Annotated in this window: 1 protein-coding gene; it reads right to left on the bottom strand. The window is 70.3% G+C overall.

Translation table 11 applies throughout. The features are described 5' to 3' along the window. A partial coding sequence (gene carB, locus ACZ60X_RS43880; protein WP_469611449.1) for a carbamoyl-phosphate synthase large subunit occupies positions 1-1,520 on the bottom strand: 1,520 nt, incomplete at both ends.

Here is a 1,520-nt window from a genome sequence, read left to right on the forward strand (position 1 = left end):
GGGACGGTGCGGGAGGCGCGCGGGTTGGCCTCCAGGACGTAGAGGATGTCACCGGCCATCGCGAACTGGATGTTGATCAGTCCGCGCACCCCCACCCCCCGGGCGATGGCCTGCGTCGAGGCGCGCAGGCGCTTGATGTCGAAGCCGCCCAGGGTGATGGGGGGAAGGGCGCAGGCGGAGTCGCCGGAGTGGATGCCGGCTTCCTCGATGTGCTCCATCACGCCGCCGAGGTAGAGCTCCTCGCCGTCGTAGAGGGCGTCGACGTCGATCTCGATCGCGTCGTCCAGGAAGCGGTCGACCAGCACCGGGCGGGTGGGGCTGATCTCGGTGGACTCGGCGATGTACGCCTCCAGGCGGGTCTCGTCGTAGACGATCTCCATCCCGCGCCCGCCCAGGACGTAGGAGGGCCGGACCAGGACCGGGTAGCCGATCTCGTCGGCGATGGCCTTGGCCCCGGCGAAGGTGGTGGCGGTGCCGTGCTTGGGGGCCGGCAGGCCCGCCTCGGCCAGCACCCGGCCGAAGGCGCCGCGGTCCTCGGCGGCGTGGATCGCCTCCGGCGAGGTGCCCACGATCGGCACGCCGTTGTCCTTCAGCGCCTGCGCCAGGCCCAGCGGGGTCTGCCCGCCCAGCTGGACGATGACGCCCGCGACCGGGCCGGCCTGCTGCTCGGCGTGGACGATCTCCAGCACGTCCTCCAGCGTCAGCGGCTCGAAGTACAGCCGGTCGGAGGTGTCGTAGTCGGTGGAGACGGTCTCCGGGTTGCAGTTGACCATCACCGTCTCGTACCCGGCCTGCGACAGCGCGAAGGAGGCGTGGACGCAGGAGTAGTCGAACTCGATGCCCTGGCCGATACGGTTCGGGCCGGAGCCCAGGATGATCACCGCGGGCTTCTCGCGCTCGGCGACCTCGCTCTCCTCGTCGTAGGAGGAGTAGAAGTACGGCGTCCTCGCGGCGAACTCGGCGGCGCAGGTGTCGACCGTCTTGTAGACCGGGCGGATGCCCAGGGCGTGGCGGACCTCGCGGACGACGTCCTCGCGCAGGCCCCGGATCCCGGCGATCTGCTGGTCGCAGAAGCCGTGCCGCTTGGCCTCGGCGAGCAGCTCGCCGGTCAGCTCCGGCGCCCCGGCCAGCTCGTCCGCGATCTCCTTGATCAGGAACAGCTGGTCCACGAACCACGGGTCGATCTTCGTGTACGCGAAGACCTCCTCGGCCGTGGCGCCCGCGCGGATGGCCTGCATGACCGTGTTGATCCGGCCGTCGGTGGGCCGTACCGCCTCACGCAGCAGCGCGTCCTTGTCCCCGGGGTCGCCCACGAACGTGAACTGGCTGCCCTTCTTCTCCAGCGAGCGCAGCGCCTTTTGGAAGGCCTCGGGGAAGTTGCGGCCGATGGCCATGGCCTCGCCGACCGACTTCATGGTGGTGGTCAGCGTGGAGTCGGCCTGCGGGAACTTCTCGAACGCGAACCGGGGGGCCTTGACGACCACGTAGTCGAGCGTGGGCTCGAAGGAGGCCGGGGTCTC

It is taken from the genome of Streptomyces sp. NPDC104106 (genome assembly GCF_055584345.1).